A 16,115-nucleotide genomic window follows, 5' to 3' on the forward strand; every position below is an offset into this window, starting at 1 on the left:
AGTCAAGCTGTGTCATAGTTGAGCTAGTTCAGCTGGATTCCAACCCACGCATCGACGATGCCGGGGTGTATGGCTTACTGCTGTGCGTCTATGAACGCGGCTAGTTGGGTGAGGTTGGGGCCGGTGGCTTCGGGGGTTGTGGGTAGGCGTTCGGTTGGGGCGTTGGTTCGATTTACCCAGAATGTGCGGTAGCCGAATGTGCTGGCGCCGGCTGAGTCCCAGCCGCCGTGTGCGCTGAAGGCGATTTGTGTGCGCGGAAGCCCGAATGCATCAACTCCCATCTGGTATGCGCGGGGGTCGGGTTTGAATGCTTGGACGCGGTCGGTGCTTAGGTGTGGGTCGAACACCCCTTCGAGTTCGGCGTTCGTGACCCAGGAGTCGAGCATGGTGGTGGTGGCGTCGGACAGGAACGCGAGGTGTAGTCCGCTCTCTTTGAGCGCGTGCAGCGCGGCCGGGGCTTCTGGCCAGGGTGTCAGTTGGAGCCATGAGTTCATCAGCTGTTCGCGACCGGCGGGGCTGAGTTGCAGACCGGACTGCTGTACGGCGAATTCGAGTGCGTCTTGGGTGATCGTCCAGAAGTTGGTGTACGTGCCTGTCAAGGTGCGTAGCCAGGTGTATTCGAATTGCCGGGTACGCCAGGTGTCGATCAATGTGGTTCCCGTGCCGGGAAATACGTCCTCGGCGGCGGCATCGACCGCGCGGCGGTCGAACACGGTGAAAGCGTCGAATGCAACAGCCCGAATGGGACCGGGTGGGCTGGGAGCAGCCGTGGCGAACGACGCTTGGCTTACGCCCAGGCCTGCTGCGGCCGCGAGCCCGAGGAGGCCCCGGCGTGATACGGGGGCCTTCATGCGCCGTCGGCAAGTGGTAGCCGCACCTCGAAGCGCGCTCCGTTGTCGAGGTTGTGCGCCGAGAGGGTGCCGCGGTGGGCCTGTACAAGGCCCGCGGCGATGGCCAGTCCCAGACCTGAGCCGCTTGGCAGCGATGAATCTGCCCGCGGCACACGGCCGTTCGAGCCGCGGTAGGCGACGTCGAACACTCTGGCTAGATCCGCCTCATCAATGCCGACACCGGTGTCGTCGACGCGGGCCCAGGCGCCGTCGGCGTCGCGGCCCAGCGTCAGTTCGACGCGTCCGCCTTCGGGGGTGTGGGCGATGGCGTTGGCCACCAGGTTGGAAAGCACCCGCACCAGCGCCCGGTCGCTGCCGATCACCCGGACAGGTTCAGCCGGCAGCTGGGCCGCCAACTGCACCCCGGCGCGCTCTGCGGCGATCCGGTGCGCAGCCAATACATCATCGACGACTTCGTCGAGTGCGACGGCGTCGTGCGCCGGTTGCACTGCGCCGGCATTGATCTTCGACATCTCGAAAAGGTCATCGACCATCTCGGACAACCGAATCGATTCCTGTTCAATGTGTTTGGCGTGGGCACGCACCTCTGCGGTATCCACAACACCGTCGGAGATCGCTTCGGATACCGCGCGGATGCCCGCCAGCGGGGTGCGCAGGTCGTGGCTGACGAACGCCACCAGCCGGCGCCGGGACTGTTCAGCGGCGCGTTCGGATGCGCGAATCTCCTGCTCCCACACGGTGCGGCGGGCTTGGTAGCGGGCCAACATGACCGCAGCTGGAATGGTCACCACCGCGACGATCACCAATACCACCGCAATCCGTTCGAAGGTCTCGGTGATCATGAAACCGCTGGCTCCCAAGACCCCGGTGAAGGTGGCCAGGGTGGGAATCAGCACGAGCGCCACCATGCTGACCGCCAGTGACCAGGATCGGGCGAGCCGGATGAGCACGGCGCCGGTGATCACCACCGGCACCGAGCAGGCCAATGCCCAGCCGATGATTTCCCACAGATCAGTCGCCTGCATGATCTCCTCCCCACATGTAGCCGCGACCCCACACCGTCTGAATCCGGTGTGCGTCACCGAGTTTGGCGCGCAGGCGTTTGATGTGCACCGTCACTGTCGACAGATCGCCGAAGTCCCACTGCCACACCAGTTTCAGCAGCTGCTCACGCGAGTAGACGGTGTCTGGATGGGTGAGCAGGAAGACAATCAGATCGAATTCGCGGTTGGTCAGGCTCACCGCGGCACCGTTGACGGTCACCGCGTGCGCGGCGGTCGATATCTGCAGCGCGCCGGTGGTGATCTCCAGCGGTTCAACGACCGCGCGCGCCGGCGTGCGGCGCAGCACGGAACGAACACGGAGCGCGAGTTCACGCGGACTGAACGGTTTGGTGAGATAGTCATCGGCACCGGCCTCCAGACCGGCGATCCGGTCGTCCTCCTCGCCGAGCGCGGTCAACAGGATCACCGGCAGTCCGTACCCGTCGCCGCGGCGCATGCTGCGGCACAGCGTCAGCCCGTCCGGTCCGGGCATCATCACGTCCAGCACCGCCATGTCGATGTGCTGCGAATCCAGCAGCGTCAATGCCTCGTGGCCGTCGCGTGCAGTACTGACGTCGTGGCCGTCGCGCTCCAGATACCGGCGCACGACATCCCGCACGATCGGATCGTCGTCGGCGATCAAAACCCTCGTCACACCAGACAGCGTAGTCGGCCGATAGCCCGTTACCTGGCCCCTACCAGCACCTATGTCACGAATTCGTCATCATTGCACCCTGGCGAGGGCGCCCGCTGCGCCTTACGGTCGGGTTATGTCCAGCACTGCGATCACAGTGATCCTGCCCTGTTTAAACGAGGCGGAGTCACTGCCCGCGATCCTGGCCGCCCTACCCGACGGGTACCGCGCGCTGGTGGTCGACAACAACAGCACCGACGGCACCGCAGCGGTGGCGCGGGCGCACGGCGCCGAGGTAGTCACCGAATGTCAACCCGGCTACGGCGCCGCGGTCCACGCCGGGGTGCTGGCGGCGCGGACACCCACCATCGCGGTGCTCGACGCCGACGGGTCCTTGGACCCGCGGTCGTTGCCATACCTGGTTGAGGCTGTGGATCGCGGTGCCGATCTGGCCGTCGGGCGGCGCCGCGCGGTGCCCGGACTGCGGTGGCCGTGGCACGCCCGGCTGGGCACCGCAGTGATCTGCTGGCGGCTACGGAGGAAGTATCGCCTTGCGGTGCACGATATCGCGCCGATGCGGGTGGCGCGCCGCGACGCGCTTGTGGAACTTGACGTGCGCGACCGGCGGTGCGGGTATCCGCTGGAACTGTTGGTGCGCGCCGCGCAGGTCGGTTGGCAGGTGGCCGAAAGCGATGTTAGCTACGGCCCGCGCACCGGCGGCCGATCGAAGGTGAGCGGCTCATTGCGCGGCAGTTTCCATGCTGCACTGGATTTTTGGCGAGTCCTCTCATGACGATTCCGGTGACCGTCCTGGTAATGGCCAAGGCGCCGGTACCCGGGCTGGCCAAGACGAGATTGGCGCCCGATCTGGGGGTTGGCGGTGCAGCCGACGTCGCGGCCGCGGCACTGCTGGACACGCTGGATGCGGTCGCGGCCGCACCCGTGGCCTCGCGCGTGGTGGCCATGACGGGAGACGTGGGCGCGGCGCGGGCGGCCGCAGAAATTCGGGAACGGCTCGCCACGTTCACCGTGATACCGCAGCGCGGACAAGATTTCGGTGACCGGTTGGCCAACGCCCACCACGACGCAGCCGCCGCCGGCTACCCCGTGGTGCAGATCGGCATGGACACCCCGCAGATCAGCGCGACACTGCTCGCCGACTGCGCCCGCCGTCTGCTGCGCACGGACGCGGTGCTAGGGCCGGCCAGCGATGGTGGTTGGTGGTTGCTCGGGCTGCGCAACATACTTGGCGCCGATTGCTTGCGCACCGTACCGATGTCGCAACCTGATACGGGTGCGCTGACGTTGCACGCGCTGGCGTCAGCCGGACTGTCCGTGGGCCTGGTGACCAAGCTGACTGACGTGGACGTCGTCGATGACATCGCCGCCGTGCAGCGTGTGTGCTCGGCCGATAGCCGATTCCGGCGGCTGACCGCCGCGATCGAGGCGTGACATGTTCGGGAACCTCTATGAGCGTGCCCTGGTAGGTGAGCGGTGCTGGATCCGGCATGACGACGGCACTCGCCAGCGGTTGCCGGTACACAACTGGCTGGGCGGTCGCCGTGCGGACCGGCAGTTCGACCGGGCGGTGCTGGCCCTGTGCCACGGGCCGACCATCGACTTGGGCTGCGGCCCGGGCCGATTGGTAGCCGATCTCATCCGGCGCGGTGTGCCAGCCCTGGGCGTGGACCAGTCCGCCACCGCCGTGGAACTCGCGCGGCGCAGCGGCGCCCCGGCATTGCGCCGCGATGTGTTCGACCCGCTCCCCGGCACCGGCCGGTGGCAGACGGTACTGCTGGCCGACGGCAACGTCGGGCTCGGTGGTGACCCGATCCGGGTGCTGCGCCGCGCCGCCGACCTGCTCCGGCGCGGCGGATCGTGCATCGCCGAATTCGACTCGGCCCCATGCGGAGTCAAGACGCAGTGGGTGCGGCTGGAATCGTCGCGGACGGTCGGACCGTGGTTCCGGTGGGCCACGGTGGGGGTGGACAGCGCGGAACGCGTCGCCGGTGACGCCGGCCTGACGGTACTGGACATGCATCCGGTCGGCGACCGGATGCTCGCCAGTCTGGCCCAGCGATGAATGCGTCGGGACTGCGTAGCACCGCGGTGACCGCGCGGGTCGGCATGATGCTCGGCATCGCCGTCGGCGTGTGCTTCCTGACCGGTCTGGTCAGTCACCTCATCCAGCATCCGCAACCCTGGTTCTACTGGCCCGCGCACCCGGCGTGGCTGTACCGGGTGACCCAGGGACTCCATGTCGCTTCGGGTATCGCCGCTATCCCGCTGACGGTCGTAAAGCTGTGGTCGGTGTGGCCCAAGCTGTTTGAACGCCCGATTATCGGTGGCCTCACGCGGCAGCTGGAGCGCCTGTCGATCCTGGTGCTCGTCGGGGCGATCTTGTTCGAGCTGTCCACCGGGTTGTTGAACATTGCGCAGTGGTACGTGTTCCGATTCTTCTTCACCACAACGCATTACGCAGTGGCCTACCTCGCGGCGGGCGCGGTACTAGTGCACCTCGCGGTCAAGCTGCCGGTGATCCGATGCGCTCTCGGCGAACCGCTCGACGAACTGTCCACCGCCGCGGTCGGCCCGACCCGGCGCACGGTACTGCGCGGCACCGGATTGGCGGTCGCGGCAGCGACCGTGGCCACGGCCGGCCAGACCGTACCGTGGCTGCGCCGGATGTCGGTTCTCGCGCCGCGCTCCGGCCAAGGGCCACAAGGTATTCCGGTGAACCGAACCGCGGTTGCAGCTGGCGTGCTGCAGACCGCGGCCTCACCGCAGTACCGCTTGACGGTGACCAACGGTGCGCTCAGCCGCGCCTTTTCGGTGTCCGAGCTGAACGCCCTGCCGCAGCAGACCTTCCATCTGCCGATCGCCTGCGTCGAGGGTTGGAGCGCCGACGCCGCATGGACCGGTGTGGTGCTGGCGGACCTGATCGCCATGGTCGGAGGGTCCCGCGACGCCGATGTGCGGATGGTGTCATTGGAGCCACCCGGGCCGTATTCGCGCACCGTGCTCCCGGCCGGGCATGCTCACGACGGCCAGACCCTGATCGCGCTGAAACTCAACGGCGACACGCTACATCCCGATCACGGCTATCCGTGCCGGCTCATTGCACCGTCGCGGCCCGGAGTGCTGCAGACCAAATGGCTGTCCCGGATCGAGGTGCTGCCATGAGGGTGCTGCTGTTCATGTCCGGTCTGGCCCTTGCCGGTTACGGCGCGGTCCTGGTGTCGGAGAACCCACCGGTGATCATCATGCGCATCGTGGTCTGGGCGTTGGTGGCGGTGGCGCTCCATGATGTGGTGTTCGCGCCACTGTGCGCGGCGATGGGTCTTTCGTCTCGCCGGGTGCTGCCGACGGTGTGGCAGGCACCCGGCGCGGTGGCCGCGTTGTGCACGGTGGTGCTGGTGCTGCTCGCCATCCCGGTGTTCGACAAACCCGGGGCGTCTCTGGACAACGCCACCGTTCTCGATCGGGATTACCATGCTGGACTGTGGATTTCGATCGCGGTGGTGTGGGCGTGTGTGCCCGGTTATCTGGTGGGTCGGCGGTTTCTACCAGTTCGTCATAATCAGGTGGTTGAGAGCAAGAGCGCCGACGACGTTGGCGACCAGCCACCAGCGTCGTGATCGCGCCGGCAGCAGGGCGCCCGCGGCGGTCAGCCAGACGGTGAACGGCAGCCAGATCCGTTCGGTCTCAGCCTTGCTCAGCATGCTCAGGTCCGCGCACATGATGGCTACCAACGAAGCCAGCACCAGCAGGTGCAGGCCGCTGCGCCGCCGCAGCGCGGCTCGGTTGAAGGCGAGGCTCAGCCCGGCGACGCTGCCGAGCCCGATGGCGCACACCACTGATGCCAGGTTGGCCCACGACCAGTACTGGAACGGCCGGTTCGTGGCGATACCCTGCCAATACCGTTGCTGCACCAAGATGTAACCGTCGATCCACCAGAATCCCGTGGCAGCGAACGCGCCGACCACCGCCAGCGTGGCGCCGACCGCGGGCAGCAGCACTCGGGTCACCACGCGCCGGCTAGGTGCGGTGCAGAGCACCGCGACCGCCGGTATCGCCATCAAGCCGAGGCCGTAGTTGAGGAAGATGCCCCAACCCAGCAGGAGCCCCGCGCCGGCGCCGGTGAGCGCGGGGCGCCGGTTGCGGGTGGCCAGTGCGAGCAGGGTGATACCCCACGCGGCGACGCCCGCGTAGTAGGCATCGGCTGAGACGGCGATCCAGATGGCGGTCGGTGCGACCGCGACGAACGGGGCGGCCGCACGGGCGGTGGTCTCATCGCACAGCGTGCGCAGCGTCACGACGATGGCCGCGGCGGCACTGGACCCGATCACCAGGCACCACAGCCCCGCCCACGCGCCCCCGCCCAGCCCCACACGATCCAGCCACACAAACGTCAACAGCGCTGCCGGTGGATGGCCGGAGACGTGGGTGATCCACGAGTGTGGCTGGAAGTCAAGGATTCTGGAGGAGAAGGTACGCAGCGCCTCGGGAATGTCGGTGACACTGGGAACCTGGCGCAGATATTCGTTAGGGGCGGTCAGGCGTCCGGCGAAACCGACCTGCCAGCCGTCGACCATCGACAGTGCGAACGCCCAGCCGCACGACACAGCCCACGCCGTCAGGGGCACCGCTCGCCACGGCAGCCGCGCGGCCACGGCCTGTCCCCACAGAACTGCCGCCAGCGCGATCAGCACCGCCGGCACTGTGCCCCAGCCGATGTGCGCGTTCCACCAACCGAAGATCGGAGCGGCCTGCGCGAAAGCGCGGATCTGCGCAGGTGTGCTGTTGATCAACGGGATAACACCGTCGAGGTGCATGCGCGGCACCATGAATGCCGCGACGACAAGCACCAGGCCGGCGATGGCTGCCGTCACTGTCCTACGACCGATATTCACGAGTCCCAGCCTAAAAGCACACGCAGAGATCAAGTGGTGACGATTTCATGAACCCGCGACCGCGGCGCCATCGCACACGCGTGATTCGAGGATCCAGCACACATCGACGTCGGTGTCGGGCGCATCGTTGCGAGCCCTCCCCAGCAGGGTTTGGAGAGTCAACTGCAACGTGATCAGTTCGCTGATCTGTTCCTGCACGGCGGCCAGTCGTTGCGCCAGGAGCTCGTTGACTCGAGCGCATGGTGCGAGACCTCGATCATGCAGGTCGAGGACGTCACGCACGTGGGTCAGCGTCAACCCTGCGCCCTGTGCCGACCGGATGAAACGCAACCTGCCGACGACGTCCGGCGTGTAGTCGCGATAGCCGTTGGCCAGGCGCTGAGGCGGCGCAAGCAGCCGCTGCGTTTCGTAGAACCGCAGCGTTCTTGCCGGGACCCCGCTGAGGTGGGCGACTTCACTGATGCGCATGGGTGTGCGTGTCCTCCTTGACCTTCCACCGCAGGAGAATGTTCATGATGGGTTGGGGGACCGGAGCACGTCCAGTCCCGGAACGTCGAAAGGGCTGATTCCTCAATGGATCCCATCGAGATGATGAAGTGTTGCGAGATGATTGTTGGCGCGATGATGGACGACCCATGCTACCCGCCGCCTCCTCCACCGCCGGGGATGTGAGCGCATTCATGCGTACCGCTGTCTGGAAGACGAATTCGAAAGGCAGGCAGTACTTTTCATGACATACACAGATGCCAGACCGGCGCCGCAGGTAGAACTGCTGGTCATTGCCGGTTGCCCGCATCGGACTCTCACGGAGGCCCTCGTGCGGGTAATGCTCGACCAGCTCGGCCTGGGCCACATTGCCGTGCGCACCTCGGTGATCGACACCCCCGCCGAAGCCCTCCGGCTGGGGTTCAGCGGATCGCCGACCATCCTGATCGACGGCATCGACCCGTGGCTCCCGAGGCGGCCACAACCTGCCATAGCGTGCCGGCTCTACCCGACAACCGACGGGCTGCCCGATCGCCAGGAATTGGCCGCTGCCCTGCACGCTGCCGCTGTGACAACACCGCGTCGTCAATCACCGCAGACCGCGTGAAGGCGGGGGCATATGTCCACGGGAGCGCCGTTAACCGTGGGACTGGATATAGGCCAAAAGTCCGAGCACGTCGTCGGGCATCAGCCGACCGATCGCGCCACTGGAGTAGACAGCGGTGAGCACTGTGCCATCAGGAGCGAGCACGAATCCGGTTGACTCGAGATAGACCGGGTCCGAGTTGGTGTAAGCCCCGACGGCGGCGGACACGGCTGCGGCGTCCGCGCTGTGCCCGATCGGGAAACCCAACCGCCGCTTCTCGATCAGCGCAGCGGTGGTGGCCTCATCATCGACCGATAGCGCGACTACCCGCGCATCGACTTCCTCGAGCGCGCCCTGCGCCCGACTGAACGCGGCGAGCTGGGCGTTGCAATACGGGCACCAGGACCCTCGATAGATCAAGACGATCCCGTAGGAACCAGCGAGATCGCCCGGCAGCGACAGCGTTCCGCCGCCGACGGCCGATAACTTCAGCTCCGGAAACAGCTGTCCATTTTGCAAAGTGGGCACGTTGGGCTCCGATCGTTATTTGTACTGACTAGTACACTATGGAGTATCCAAACTGTACCGTCAAGTACATTACGAATACAGTAATCCTCAACTCACCACGTACCCACATCTCCCTAGGCGACGCGTCGGCGATCCTGCCGACTGGGCGACCACCCCCTTCAAGCGCGTGTCGTCGAGTGCGCGTTGTCGCGCCGATGTCGATCGCCGGCTGTGTAATCGAGTGGCGGGTAATCGATCTCGATGTGGAGCGTCGGAATCGGATTAGCTTCCGATGCTGCGGGTCTCGGCGACCGGCAATTCCATCGGCAGCGCCGGAGTCTGGATGGGCCGCGTCGGCACGGGCACCGCGGTCCGGCGCGTAGGCGACTCACGCAGCCAGTAGGCTGACGAGATTAGTGCGTGGCGTCCGGTTGGGTGCGCGCAGTTGTCCTCGACGGTCTTTGTCGTGGCGCCGGCTGTAGGGTCGCTGCCAGTGCCGTGTCCAGCGCATGCCGCAGGGGTGCGACGTCATTGTGGACGTCTGCCAGGAGCATTCCGCCTTGATAGGCGGCGAGCAGGCCTGCGGCCGAACGGGTGGGGTCGGCCTCGGGACGCAGTCCACCACGGTCGGCAATGCGTCCCAGTGCGTTGGCGATGGCTTGCTCCCAGCGGGCAAACCCGGCCTTGAGCGCTGCGCGTGCCAGGCCGTGGTCAGTGCTATCGAGCTCGTAGATCAGGGAGCCGATCGGGCAGCGGATGGGGTCAATGGAGGACGCGTGCTCCCGGACGGCGTTCGCGCACCATGTGCGCAGATCGTCGGCCGTGCTGACGGTGTCGAACGAGGGCTCGACAGAAGCCAGGACACGTTCGACCTGAAAACCGACGACGTCTGCCACCAGGTCCGCCTTGTCGGCGAAGAAATGGTAGAGCTGGCTGCGGCCGGCGCCAGCGGCGCTGCCGATCTGATCAAGAGTCGTCGCGCGCACCCCTTGACGGGCGAACAGCACGCATGCCGCCTCGAGGATGCGGGTCACCGTCGCACGGCCACGGTCCGTCGACGGTGCGGTGATCATCGAGCAACCGTACCAAGCGATCCGATAAATGTACTGTACAGTACAGAGTGTTGCCGCTTTAGTGCGGTGTGGGCCGCGTCCGAAGGAGAACACCGTGGGTATTGATGTGGGGGACAGGTTCCCTGTCGACATCGCCATCGAAGGCCGCGAAGGGCCTATCTCGATCGCGCAACTGATCGGCACCGGTCCTGCTGTCCTGGCGTTTCACCGGCTGTGGTGTCCGTTCTGTCAGCAAGCCGCCCGCGACCTTGAAAGCGTGAAAGCCGAATTCGACGCCATCGGCGCGCGTGTTGCCATCGTTTACCGCGACGACGTCGAGACGGTATGTGATTCATGCGCACAGCGCGGCATCACCCTCGACTGTCTCAGCGATCCCGAGCGTGAACTCGAACGCGCCGCTGAAGTTGAGCGCTTCTCCGTCGGTCGATACGCAGCGTTCGCCCCGAAACGGCTTGTTCGGGTGTTGCGTTCCGGAAGTCGTATCAGTCGGCCCTCGTTGGAAATTCTGCAGGGGCGAGGCACTTTCGTCATCGACAGCGATGCGCGCATTGTGTACGTCCACCGCAGTACCACAGCGGCGGACATCGCTCCTGTCGACCAGATCCTGACCGCCGCGCGGCAGGCGGCACAACATGCGGGTCGCCGCGGGAAATCAGACTGAAGGCACGGTGCGAACCCCGTCCGCGAAGGTAGTCATAGTTCCGTCACAATTTGACGAATGATTGTGCACTACCGTGCTTTTGGAGGCATCAACGCGAAAATCGGCGACACGGTGCAGTGACCGGTTCGCGTGCCGTCGACGTCGACGTCGACGGCCGATGTTAGACGTTCATTGGTTCACAACGGACAAGGAGTTGCGATGAAGACGGTACTTGCTGGTTTGGGAATGGCGGCGTTCACGGTGCTCATGCTCGCACAGGCGCCTGCGGCTTCCGCGGCCGCCGCCGATGGCGTCATCAATGATCTGCGCGCCGAGGGATATCTCGTGCAACTCAACCAGACGCCGACGGCCTCGTTGACGGCATGTTCGGTTAACGGTGTGCGCAAACTCGACGGCGGCACGCCCACCGCGCTGGTCGACGTCGTCTGCCCGGACGGCTGCTGAACGGTCACCGTCAACCTGAAAATCGCTCGCTTGATCTCGGCGGCAGAAGCAGACGGAGGCATCCTATGAAGGCTATCGAATTGACCGCTTTGGACGGTTTCGACAGCCTGCGATTATCGGAGGTTGACAAGCCCAGCCCGGCACCCGGCGAAGTATTGATCAAGGTCCGCGCGGCGGGGATCAACTACGCCGAACTGGAACAGACCACCGGGCGCTACCCGTTGCAGCGACCGCTGCCGGCAGTGCTGGGGTTCGAGGCCGCCGGCGAAGTCGTGGAACTCGGCTCGGGCGTCGAGGATTTGACCATCGGTGACACGATCGCCGCCCCGGTGCTCAGCGGTGGATACGCTGAATTCGCCACAGCAAGAGCAGATTCGGCGCTTCGAATTCCCGAAGGAATCGACTTCGCCCAGGCCACCAGCATTGTTGTGCAAGGGCTGTCGGCGTGGGCACTGCTCAAACTTGCCGCCAAACCAACACCCTCTGACACTGTGCTGATCCAGGCCGCCGCGGGCGGTGTCGGGCTGTATCTGGTCCAGCTCGCCAAGGCTTTGGGGGTGGGACAAGTCATCGCGTTGGCCAGTACGGCAGAAAAACGTGACCTCGTCACCGAACTCGGTGCCGACGTGGCCATCGACTACACCCAGCAAGGCTGGGGCAAGAAGGTCCTGGAGCGCACCGACGGTCGGGGCGTTGACGTCGTAATGGAGATGGCTTCCGGCGAGACCGGCAAGGCGAGCTTTGCCCTGCTCGCCCCATTTGGTCGCGTCGTAATGTTCGGCGCCAAGAATGCGCACGACTCATTGCAGCCTGAACAGGTTCGCCAGCTCATTCACAACAATCAGACTGTGGTTGGTTTCAATTTCCCGTCGCTCAGGCCGGACGATCTGCGCCCGCTCGTGCCCGAATTGCTCAACCTGATCAGCCAAGGACGGGTGAGGATCATCGCCGACACGTCGTACCCGCTGGCGGAGGCCAAGGAAGCGTTCCATGCCATCGCTTCGCGCCAGACCATCGGGAAAGTGGTCCTGGTGCCCTGACGGCTGCCGATCGCATGCGGGACACGACAGCCGGCAGGCTAGCTGTGGTGATGACGTCGATAATGGCGCGCCGCCCGCATGCGGTTGGCGCAGATGTTCTGGGTGCAAAACTTCCGTCGCGCGTCTGCAGCGACGAAAAGCATACTGCACGTGGGGTTTTGGCAACACCGCAGGCGTGTCTGCGAGGGGCTGGAGAGTAGGTCGATCAGGCTGTCCGCAGCGGCGGCGAGCGCCAGTTGGTGCCGCTGGTCGCCGATGGGGTGATACGTCGTTGTCGTTGCCCATCCGGTCTTCGTGTGCACGAGTTGGCGGGTGCACGTCACGCTGGCGGCAATCCCGTTCACCAGGTCCAGGGCCGCGATGTCCGGTGATGTGCCGGCCAGGTGTCCATCGAGGATCGTGCGGACGGCGTGGCGTAGTTCGACAGTGGGCGCGAGTGGGGGCGCTGGTGCGCCGTCCGGCACGCGATCGTGCTGCAGGTCCCACCAGAGTCGGCATCTGGTTTCGTCGGAAAGCAGGTCCGTCGCAGGGCTCGTGGAGGTGATGATCGTGTCGGCCAAGTCGACCGCGAGCGGCTCGTCTGCCAGCGGAAAACCGAGAGTTTGAGCGCTGTCGAGTCTTGACCAGCCGCCCATCGCTATAACGGTAGCACGGTATTGACACCGTTACGTCCGATGGGGTAGAAACTAACGGCAACTGATTTTAGTAACCGTTAGTAACTGAGAGGAAGTGCGATGGAATCGTTAGAACTGTTGCGACGGGCCGACGGCCGTTTGGCGGGGTTGGTAGCGACGCTGGCAGTGTCGGATCTGGACCGTCCCAGCCCGTGCAGCGGATGGTCGGTGCGGTCGATGCTGAGCCACACGATCGCCTCGATTGATGCATTCGCCGCGGCCGTTGACGGTTTGGGCGGCCCGACCGAGGCGGAGCTCTTCAGCGGATCGGACATTCTCGGTTCGGACTGGGTCGCCGTTGTCGAGCGGTCGATCAAACGTTCTCAGCAGGCGTGGGCGACGGTGACCGATTGGGACATGCCCGTCGCCACCGTGCTCGGGTCGATGCCGGCCGCTCAAGCCATCGGCATCATCACGTATTCGACACTAATTCATAGCTGGGATCTCGCGGTGGCCATCGACCAACCGGTCGAATTCGACGTCTCCGAGGCGGCTCTGGCCGAGGCCGTCGGATCTCAGCTGGTTCCGGCGCTACAACCTCAAGGCATGTTCGGCCCGGAGGTTGAAGTGGGGACCGATGCCAGCCCCACTGAGCGCGTGGTGGCCTTTTCGGGTCGTAACCCGCTCTGAGGTGCCGGCATGATTACGTGTCAGCACTTCGTAAGATCTGACGCGGGATTTCGGCGGTAGTGTGACATCGTGTCACTGAACAACGGTTTGCTGCGGCCGCTGACCGGGATAGCCTGTGCCGCAACAGGACTCGGTATCAGTGAAATCCTGGCCGTACTATTCGGGCCGGCGGCTGACCCTGTGACTGCGGTGGGTGCCGAAATTATCGAATTGACACCCGGGTCGGTCAAAGAATGGGCGATCCAGACATTCGGTACGGCGGACAAACTGTTTCTAGTGGTGGCGGTCATTCTGACTGTCGCTGCTATCGCGGCGTTCGCGGGAATATCTGAAGCTCGACGCCGACCGGTCGGAAGCGCCGTGATCACGGCCGGTGGTGTACTCGGGGCGCAGCGATATTACTGCGCCCCGAGGCCACACCGGTCGACTTCATTCCCACCGCGATCGGGGTCGCCGTCGCGGTCATCGCGCTACGGATGTTGACCACCCGGCAGACGACCCGGGGCTCCACGTCAACAGTCGACAACACCGACACGAGTCGCCGGATGTGGCTGACCGCGCTCGGGCTTCTGGGGCTCGGCGCCGCCGGCGCGAGTTCGGGAATCCTGCTATCGCGGCGGGCACACTCGGTGGCCGGCGAAAGAGCCGTCACCGCCACGCCGAGCGCCGCGGTACGGGCTCCGCTGGTGCCGACCGAGGTGCAGCCGCCCGGCGTAGCACTACCGACATTCATCACCCCCACCACTGATTTCTATCGGATCGACACCGCCCTGGTGGTACCACAGCTCAGTCGTGCTGATTGGCGACTGCGCGTCCATGGCATGGTGAATCGCGAAATCATCTACATGTTCGACGATTTGCGCGCATTCCCACTTGTGGAGAAGGCGGTCACGCTTACCTGCGTGTCCAACCCGGTGGGCGGGGATCTCATCTCAACGGCCATGTGGACCGGCTACCGCGTGCGTGATCTGCTGGCGGCAGCCGGAATTCACCCCGATGCGGACATGGTGCTATCGACCTCCATCGACGGGTTCACCGCGGGCACGCCGGTTGAGGCACTCACCGATGGTCGAGACTCACTTCTGGCGGTCGGGATGAACGGCGAACCCTTGCCGATCAACCATGGTTACCCCGCACGGCTCGTGGTTCCGGGGCTGTACGGCTACGTCTCGGCCACCAAGTGGGTCGTCGAACTGGAATTGACCCGCTTCGACAAGGCTCAGGCGTTCTGGACTGGACTCGGCTGGTCGGCACATGGCCCGATCAAAACCCAGTCACGCATTGATATTCCGCGAAACGGCCAGCGGATCCGTTCGGGCCCCACCACTTTCGGTGGGGTCGCGTGGGCGCAGGGCAGAGGAATCCGGGCGGTCGAGGTCCGTATCGACGACGGCGACTGGCGCCCAGCACGTCTCGGGGCCAGCTATTCGAACGATACCTGGCGGCTATGGAGCTACCAGTGGGACGCAGCCTCCGAAGGCACCCACACCATCACCGCGCGCGCCACCGATAACACCGGCGCGGTTCAAACATCAGAGGAAGCTCCGCCGTCGCCCGACGGCGCCACTGGCCTACCTACCATAACGTTCGAGGTGTCATGAGAGTGTTGCTCACCGGCGCAGCCGGATTCATCGGTTCTCGTGTTTGGACGGCGCTAGCCGCCGCCGGCCACGATGTCGTGGCGATCGACTCGATGCTCTACGCTGCGCACGGCTCGGGTGCGCACCCGCCCGACGGATGCCGGATCAACGATGTGCGTGATCCCGACGCGCTGTCGGTTCTGCTCAAAGGCATTGATGTCGTGTGTCACCAGGCCGCCGTTGTCGGGGCTGGCATCAACGCGGCGGACGCGCCGGCGTACGGCAGCAACAATGACTACGGCACCGCGGTACTGCTCGCGCAGATGTACGACGCGGGCTGCCGGCGGCTGGTCCTGGCGTCATCGATGGTGGTCTACGGGCAGGGCCGCTACGAATGTCGCCGGCATGGGCCGGTCGACCCGTTGCCGCGCCGCCGCGCCGACCTGGATGCCGGAGTATTCGAGCACCGGTGCCCGATCGGCGGCGAAGAGCTCCAATGGTGCACGGTTGGGGAAGACTCGCCGTTACGACCGCGCAGTCTGTACGCAGCGAGCAAGACCGCGCAGGAACACTACGCGCTGGCTTGGGCCGACGCGGTCTGCGGCTCCGTCATCGCGCTGCGCTACCACAACGTGTACGGCCCACACATGCCGCGTGACACGCCCTACTCCGGCGTGGCGGCGATCTTCCGGTCGGCGCTGGAAAACGGCACCATCCCAAACATTTACGAGGACGGCGGACAGATGCGCGACTTCGTCCACGTCGACGATGTCGCAGCGGCCAACGTCGCCGCGGTGGAGTCCGACATCGGTGGTTTCGGTGCGTTCAATGTTTGCTCCGGGCACCCGATCGACATCGGCGATGTGGCCGGACTGCTGTGCGCGGCGCGCGGCGCGCAGCCACCCGTAGTCACCGGGCAGCACCGCAATGGCGACGTGCGGCACATCGTCGCCGATCCGGCACGTGCGGCCCGAGAACTCGGATTCACCGCAT

General features: G+C 65.3%; 19 protein-coding genes and 1 pseudogene. 12 read left to right on the top strand and 8 right to left on the bottom strand.

Annotated elements, in window-relative coordinates; translation table 11 throughout:
- Nucleotides 1-74 precede the first annotated feature (74 nt).
- From A7G45_RS27525 to A7G45_RS27535, 3 genes are read right to left on the bottom strand one after another with little or no spacing between them, the layout of a single operon-like run.
- The gene (locus A7G45_RS27525; protein ID WP_016343850.1) at nt 75-851 is read right to left on the bottom strand and encodes a haloacid dehalogenase type II; all 777 of its coding nucleotides are present in this window, start codon (nt 849-851) and stop codon (nt 75-77) included.
- Nucleotides 848-1,876 (bottom strand): sensor histidine kinase, encoded by a 1,029-nt coding sequence (locus A7G45_RS27530; RefSeq protein WP_033712436.1) that lies wholly within the window; start codon nt 1,874-1,876, stop codon nt 848-850. Before A7G45_RS27530 ends, A7G45_RS27525 begins: the two co-directional genes overlap by 4 nt.
- Nucleotides 1,863-2,549 (bottom strand): response regulator transcription factor, encoded by a 687-nt coding sequence (locus A7G45_RS27535; RefSeq protein ID WP_016343852.1) that lies wholly within the window; start codon nt 2,547-2,549, stop codon nt 1,863-1,865. Before A7G45_RS27535 ends, A7G45_RS27530 begins: the two co-directional genes overlap by 14 nt.
- A 115-nt stretch (nt 2,550-2,664) precedes the next feature.
- On the opposite strand from A7G45_RS27535, the gene A7G45_RS27540 reads away from it, so the two are divergent.
- The 5 genes from A7G45_RS27540 to A7G45_RS27560 are packed head-to-tail and all read left to right on the top strand — an operon-like array spanning nt 2,665 to nt 6,166.
- A complete protein-coding gene (locus A7G45_RS27540) occupies nt 2,665-3,321 on the top strand; it encodes a glycosyltransferase family 2 protein (RefSeq protein WP_095786048.1) in 657 nt (218 codons plus the stop codon).
- Complete coding sequence (locus tag A7G45_RS27545) at nt 3,318-3,980, top strand: TIGR04282 family arsenosugar biosynthesis glycosyltransferase (protein ID WP_016343854.1); 663 nt, start codon at nt 3,318-3,320, stop codon at nt 3,978-3,980. Before A7G45_RS27540 ends, A7G45_RS27545 begins: the two co-directional genes overlap by 4 nt.
- A gap of 1 nt (nt 3,981) precedes the next feature.
- Complete coding sequence (locus tag A7G45_RS27550) at nt 3,982-4,611, top strand: methyltransferase domain-containing protein (RefSeq protein WP_016343855.1); 630 nt, start codon at nt 3,982-3,984, stop codon at nt 4,609-4,611.
- Nucleotides 4,608-5,711 (top strand): molybdopterin-dependent oxidoreductase, encoded by a 1,104-nt coding sequence (locus A7G45_RS27555; protein ID WP_033712437.1) that lies wholly within the window; start codon nt 4,608-4,610, stop codon nt 5,709-5,711. The genes A7G45_RS27550 and A7G45_RS27555 overlap by 4 nt, the downstream gene beginning before the upstream one ends.
- Nucleotides 5,708-6,166 (top strand): hypothetical protein, encoded by a 459-nt coding sequence (locus A7G45_RS27560; protein WP_016343857.1) that lies wholly within the window; start codon nt 5,708-5,710, stop codon nt 6,164-6,166. Before A7G45_RS27555 ends, A7G45_RS27560 begins: the two co-directional genes overlap by 4 nt.
- On the opposite strand, the gene A7G45_RS27565 is transcribed toward A7G45_RS27560, so the two are convergent.
- The gene (locus A7G45_RS27565; RefSeq protein ID WP_016343858.1) at nt 6,092-7,441 is read right to left on the bottom strand and encodes a hypothetical protein; all 1,350 of its coding nucleotides are present in this window, start codon (nt 7,439-7,441) and stop codon (nt 6,092-6,094) included. The genes A7G45_RS27560 and A7G45_RS27565 overlap by 75 nt on opposite strands.
- 45 nt (nt 7,442-7,486) lie before the next feature.
- Nucleotides 7,487-7,909, bottom strand: a complete 423-nt coding sequence (locus A7G45_RS27570; protein ID WP_016343859.1) for a heavy metal-responsive transcriptional regulator — start codon at nt 7,907-7,909, stop codon at nt 7,487-7,489.
- A gap of 349 nt (nt 7,910-8,258) precedes the next feature.
- On the opposite strand from A7G45_RS27570, the gene A7G45_RS27575 reads away from it, so the two are divergent.
- Entirely contained in the window at nt 8,259-8,534 is a 276-nt protein-coding gene (locus A7G45_RS27575; protein ID WP_260941513.1) for a hypothetical protein, read from the top strand.
- Nucleotides 8,535-8,564: 30 nt separating this feature from the next.
- Here A7G45_RS27575 and A7G45_RS27580 read toward each other — a convergent pair whose 3' ends face one another.
- Nucleotides 8,565-9,041, bottom strand: a complete 477-nt coding sequence (locus A7G45_RS27580) for a redoxin domain-containing protein (RefSeq protein WP_016343861.1) — start codon at nt 9,039-9,041, stop codon at nt 8,565-8,567.
- A gap of 392 nt (nt 9,042-9,433) precedes the next feature.
- Complete coding sequence (locus tag A7G45_RS27585) at nt 9,434-10,093, bottom strand: TetR/AcrR family transcriptional regulator (RefSeq protein ID WP_016343862.1); 660 nt, start codon at nt 10,091-10,093, stop codon at nt 9,434-9,436.
- Nucleotides 10,094-10,187: 94 nt separating this feature from the next.
- On the opposite strand from A7G45_RS27585, the gene A7G45_RS27590 reads away from it, so the two are divergent.
- The 3 genes from A7G45_RS27590 to A7G45_RS27600 all read left to right on the top strand — a co-directional run bounded on the left by A7G45_RS27590 (nt 10,188) and on the right by A7G45_RS27600 (nt 12,238).
- Nucleotides 10,188-10,754 carry a redoxin domain-containing protein gene (locus A7G45_RS27590; RefSeq protein ID WP_016343863.1) on the top strand — a complete coding sequence of 189 codons (567 nt, stop codon included), beginning with the start codon at nt 10,188-10,190 and terminating at the stop codon, nt 10,752-10,754.
- A gap of 198 nt (nt 10,755-10,952) precedes the next feature.
- On the top strand, nt 10,953-11,198 hold the full coding sequence (locus A7G45_RS27595; RefSeq protein WP_016343864.1) for a hypothetical protein: 246 nt from the start codon (nt 10,953-10,955) through the stop codon (nt 11,196-11,198).
- A gap of 65 nt (nt 11,199-11,263) precedes the next feature.
- Nucleotides 11,264-12,238, top strand: a complete 975-nt coding sequence (locus A7G45_RS27600) for a quinone oxidoreductase family protein (RefSeq protein ID WP_016343865.1) — start codon at nt 11,264-11,266, stop codon at nt 12,236-12,238.
- Nucleotides 12,239-12,276: 38 nt separating this feature from the next.
- On the opposite strand, the gene A7G45_RS27605 is transcribed toward A7G45_RS27600, so the two are convergent.
- Nucleotides 12,277-12,873 (bottom strand): CGNR zinc finger domain-containing protein, encoded by a 597-nt coding sequence (locus A7G45_RS27605; RefSeq protein WP_050593722.1) that lies wholly within the window; start codon nt 12,871-12,873, stop codon nt 12,277-12,279.
- 99 nt (nt 12,874-12,972) lie between these two features.
- On the opposite strand from A7G45_RS27605, the gene A7G45_RS27610 reads away from it, so the two are divergent.
- The 3 genes and pseudogenes from A7G45_RS27610 to A7G45_RS27620 form a co-directional block, all read left to right on the top strand.
- Entirely contained in the window at nt 12,973-13,542 is a 570-nt protein-coding gene (locus tag A7G45_RS27610; RefSeq protein WP_016343867.1) for a TIGR03086 family metal-binding protein, read from the top strand.
- Nucleotides 13,543-13,611: 69 nt separating this feature from the next.
- Nucleotides 13,612-15,143, top strand: a pseudogene (locus tag A7G45_RS27615) (molybdopterin-dependent oxidoreductase).
- Nucleotides 15,140-16,115, top strand: a 976-nt coding sequence (locus A7G45_RS27620; protein WP_260941522.1) for an NAD-dependent epimerase/dehydratase family protein, incomplete at its 3' end; no start/stop codon positions are given. The pseudogene A7G45_RS27615 and the gene A7G45_RS27620, both read left to right, overlap by 4 nt.

This window comes from Mycolicibacterium llatzerense (genome assembly GCF_025331195.1).
GTDB lineage: Bacteria > Actinomycetota > Actinomycetes > Mycobacteriales > Mycobacteriaceae > Mycobacterium > Mycobacterium llatzerense.